We start from the raw sequence: 4,453 nt of genomic DNA, 5'->3' as shown, positions 1-4,453 counted from the left end.
ACCCAATGCTTTGGTCGTTCCGGTGGCCATAGAAAATTCGTGGAAAATTGTTCGTTTTGGCATGTTTCCATTAACCACTGGCAATGCGCTAAAATGGACAGTTTTAAAACCGATAGAACCGGGCTTAAAAACACCAAATGATATTACGCTTGAGGTAGAAAACGAAATCAGGAAAGTTTTAGGTCAACCAATGGAACAGGCTGCTACTTTATAATTTTTATTAATCTCTTTAAAGATCCTTCGACTCCGCTCAGGATGACAATCGCGGCAGGATCATTCCRTGGTTTCTGTGCTTCCGTGGCAATTAAAAGGTTAATTGTTTGAACTGGCTAAGCGCCTAACGCCATACGCTCTAAATGTTCTTATTTCCGATCACCCTGAAAAATTCATCGCGGTAAGTATCGCCAACAGGGATAATCTTTTGATTGATGGTAATGCGGCTACGCTCAATACTTTCAATTTTATCAACAGCCACAATATAAGATTTGTGCACCCTGATAAACTGACCTTGAGGCAAAGCTTCTTCCATCTTCTTCATACTCTGTAGCGTAATTACACGCTCATCTTTCGTAAATATCGAGATATAATCTTTTAAACCTTCTATAAATAAAATATTATGCAGATAGATTTTTTGAATCTTGTGCTCTGTTTTAACGAAAATATAATCCTGAACAGGATTTGCTGAACCAGAAAACGGTGCAGGTGTAATGATGGGCTGTGCTACACTTGCAGGGGCTTCAACCGGTTTTACCTGATTATGTACTTTTTCTACCGCCTTATAAAAACGGTCGAATGCAATTGGCTTTAACAGGTAATCCGAAACATTTAGGTCGTAACTTTCTAAAGCATACTGTGGGTAAGCGGTAGTTAATATATAGTGGCATTTATTGCCAGCAATTTTTAAAAACTGGATTCCGGTCAGCTCAGGCATTTGAATATCTAAAAACACAAGATCAATCCCTCCGCCCTGAACAATCTGCAAAGCTTCAATAGGGTTTTCGCACCTTTTAACCATGGTTAAAAAAGGCACTTTCGAAATATAATCCTGTAAAATATCAAGCGCTAAAGGCTCATCATCAACAACAATACAGTTTAAGTTCATTTTAGGTTATTATTTTAATTAATGATTTTATCCGGGCTATGGTTAGTTAACGGATTATATGTCAATCATCAGTTCACAGGTATAATGAGTAGCCGAATTTACAACATTTAATTTATATCTATCAGGATAAACCAATTGTAACCGTCGTTCTACATTGGTTAAACCAACCCCTCCCTGCGCATCTTTGTTCTGTTGGTTCTTTTTATTTACTACACTAAAATGCAAAATCTTCTGGTTGGCAATGATATTGATTTTTACCGGTTCGGCCGGATCAGTTACTACCCCATGTTTAAATGCATTTTCTACAAATGAAATCAACATTAAAGGAACAATTTTTTGATTGTCAATTTCGCCGTTTAAGGTAAGCTCGATATAGGCACCATCTTTAAACCTTATTTTTTGCAATTCGATATAACTGGTTAAATAGTCTACTTCTTTGCTTAGCGCTACCGTTGGCGTATTGCTCTCATAAATCATGTAACGCATAATTTCCGAAAGCTTCATAATGGCATCGGCAGTTTTATCCGATTTTTGATAGGCTAGTGAATAGATGTTATTAAGCGAATTAAAAAGAAAATGCGGGTTTAGCTGCGATTTTAAAAACTGGAGTTCCATTTCGCGGCGTTCGCTTTCTAAATTCCGCTGGATCCTTTCGCTTGCAAACCAATCGATCGTAAATTTGATAATACAGCTGCAGATTAAGAAAAAACCTGATAGGAAAGTAACCATGATCACAAAATTATGAACAGGTATGTCCATACGTTTTCCTTTGGCATTTACTGCAGTTAACACATCATCCGGATACAATACCGCTATGGCTGTTTTAGCAACAACAGACACCGCAATTAATAATAGAAATGCTAATACGTATATAAAATATTTCTTCCTCTTCTTGATCAGTTCAGGAATTAAGAAAATATAATTAATGTAGAAAATTGAAATATTGATTATTCCATATACCACATAGCTGATAAAATAATCTTTAGCTGTATGTATTGAAGTATCAAAAATATTCATCCCAACAATTAGCATTACAATAATTGTCCAAAAAATAGCATGTAATATTAAAGGCCCCTTACTTTGTTTCATTAGAAATATATTAAATGGTTATGAAAGCTGATATCCGTTTAATAGACACATATTCTTTCATGCATCCAAAATAAATAAAGTTTTATCGATTTACTTACACAATCTACCAACGGGCATTTTTTTTCTACCAACGGCCCAATAGGCAAATTTTATCGACAAACGCCAAAAATGTCTGTTGATCTAGAATCTTGAACACTTGGTATAATAGATTTTAGCAGGTTGTTTTTCTTGAGTTTCTTTGAATCATCAAAACGAAAACAAAATGAAAACATCATCAGCAATTAACTTAAAAAATCAAACAGTAATTACTGATGGTATTTTCGCAACCGCTCAAATAAAACTATCGATCATGAAAAAGTTAGCAAACACATCACCATTTTTACTTTTATTATTACCTGTATTTATGATGATTATTTTAACACTTACCGTTAGCACCAATCAGAATGATGCAGAAATAGTTGTAAAACCTACAAAAACACCTGGTTCTGTTGTGAAACAAGTAACTGCTATTTTTAAATAGAAACAATGGGTAATTACGCTATCGAAACAGTAGGTTTAAACTTTAACTTCGGCAACCAGGTTATTGTAAAAGATCTCTCACTACAAGTACCAAAAGGCAGCATTTACGGCTTCTTAGGTCCAAATGGGGCTGGAAAAACAACTACTATAAAAATCTTGCTTAACCTGCTCAAATCGCCTTCTGATCAGGTTTTTATATTCGGTAAAGAAATAAACAGTAACCGTATAGCTACCCTTAAACGCATTGGCGCTCTAGTAGAACAGCCAGCCATTTATGGGCATTTAACAGGGAAAGAAAACCTCATTAACCGCTGTATTCTGTTAGGCATAAAAAAAACGAAAGCTGATGAAATGCTGTCACTAGTAGGTTTGACAGAAGCAGCAAATAAAAAAGCCAGTAAATATTCGTTAGGTATGAAACAACGGCTAGGCATTGCGCAAGCACTAATTTCAGACCCAGAATTACTCCTGCTGGATGAGCCTACAAATGGTTTAGATCCAAATGGCATTATTGAGGTCCGGAACCTCATGATCGATTTAGCTACAAAACACCAAAAAACAATATTGGTTTCAAGCCACTTATTGGCAGAAATAGAAAGAACAGCAACCCATGTTGGCATTATAAACAAAGGTCAACTATTATTTCAAGGCACCATTAACGAACTTCATTTACTGAGCAAACCTGTGCTCGAAATCGAAGTCGACAAGATCGAAAGCGCAAGTTCCCTTTTAACCAAGTCGGGTTATGAAATTATAGCAAAAACCGAAAAGATAATTACTATACCATTTACTTCATCACAAAAAAGTGGAGAAYTAAATACATTACTTATCCAAAATGGTTTTACTGTAAGCAGTCTTTACCAGCAAAGAAAAGACCTCGAAAATTTATTCCTTGATATTACCAAAACAAACTAACATGCACGCTCTTTATATTTCTTTAGTATCAGAATTTTACAAATCCAGAAAAACCTTAGCTTTCTGGGCAGCGATATTATTACCAGTTATTATATGCGGGTTGATCAGCTTTGGTTTTTATTCCGACGCTGAGAAAATCATCGCCAACCATTATCCTCCAATGATATTATGGGCACATTACAGTGGAGCAGCACTCGGCGTAATGGGATTCTTAATAATGCCCTTCTATGTTATATTCATGGCCTTTTCGGTCAATAATATCGAACATAAAAACGATACCTGGAAAATGTTATTTGCCCAACCCTTAAATAAATTTTCGATTTATGCGGCTAAATACCTGTATGCTGTGTTGTTAATATTTATCTGTTTATTCCTATTTGCTACACTTACTTACGCCTTTGGCCACTTATTACAGGTATTGGTGCCTAAGCTTAATTTTAATCAGTACAACCCGCTAAATATCCTGGTTAACTCTTACGGCAAATTATTCTTATCATCTTTAGGCATTTTATCGCTACAGTTCATATTAAGCCTGCTATGGAGCGATTTTCTTAAGCCGATGGGCATTGGCTTTATTGGAACCATTATGGGCATTATTACCGCAAATGTAGGGTGGAAATATGCTTACCTGATCCCTTATTCATTACCTGCTCTGTCTTTAAAGATGACTAAGGTAAAAAAAGGAGGCGATCCGCTGGATTTTCCGGTTTTTACGCAGGAAATATGGACAAGCTTGATTTATGCTTTGGTTCTTTTCATTATTGGCTATTTTATTGTAACCAAAAAGAGCATAAAATAGTTTCAATCTGTAAATTTCTTGTACCAGAC

Annotated in this window: 5 protein-coding genes and 1 pseudogene; 4 read left to right on the top strand and 2 right to left on the bottom strand. The window is 35.6% G+C overall.

Translation table 11 applies throughout. The features are described 5' to 3' along the window. A pseudogene (locus tag AC1DND_RS20830) lies at window positions 1-214 on the top strand (lysophospholipid acyltransferase family protein); the annotation flags it as partial. A gap of 138 nt (window positions 215-352) precedes the next feature. On the opposite strand, the gene AC1DND_RS20825 reads toward AC1DND_RS20830, so the two are convergent. Together AC1DND_RS20825 and AC1DND_RS20820 are read right to left on the bottom strand one after the other, a co-directional pair. Further along, window positions 353-1,102: a LytR/AlgR family response regulator transcription factor gene (locus AC1DND_RS20825; protein WP_477584550.1), complete on the bottom strand. Its 750-nt coding sequence runs from the start codon at window positions 1,100-1,102 to the stop codon at window positions 353-355. A gap of 54 nt (window positions 1,103-1,156) precedes the next feature. Next, complete coding sequence (locus AC1DND_RS20820; protein WP_029276706.1) at window positions 1,157-2,191, bottom strand: sensor histidine kinase; 1,035 nt, start codon at window positions 2,189-2,191, stop codon at window positions 1,157-1,159. Window positions 2,192-2,453: 262 nt separating this feature from the next. Between AC1DND_RS20820 and AC1DND_RS20815 the strand changes: the two genes are divergently transcribed. From AC1DND_RS20815 to AC1DND_RS20805, 3 genes are read left to right on the top strand one after another with little or no spacing between them, the layout of a single operon-like run. Then, the gene (locus AC1DND_RS20815) at window positions 2,454-2,711 is read left to right on the top strand and encodes a hypothetical protein (RefSeq protein ID WP_477584549.1); all 258 of its coding nucleotides are present in this window, start codon (window positions 2,454-2,456) and stop codon (window positions 2,709-2,711) included. A 5-nt stretch (window positions 2,712-2,716) separates the two neighbouring features. After that, window positions 2,717-3,625 carry an ABC transporter ATP-binding protein gene (locus tag AC1DND_RS20810; RefSeq protein WP_029276702.1) on the top strand — a complete coding sequence of 303 codons (909 nt, stop codon included), beginning with the start codon at window positions 2,717-2,719 and terminating at the stop codon, window positions 3,623-3,625. 1 nt (window position 3,626) lies between these two features. Continuing rightward, window positions 3,627-4,424 (top strand): ABC transporter permease, encoded by a 798-nt coding sequence (locus tag AC1DND_RS20805; RefSeq protein ID WP_477584548.1) that lies wholly within the window; start codon window positions 3,627-3,629, stop codon window positions 4,422-4,424. The last annotated feature ends 29 nt before the right edge of the window (window positions 4,425-4,453 follow it).

The organism is Pedobacter sp. 01N416 (assembly GCF_056399685.1).
This window is presented reverse-complemented; position numbering and strand designations above follow the sequence as displayed.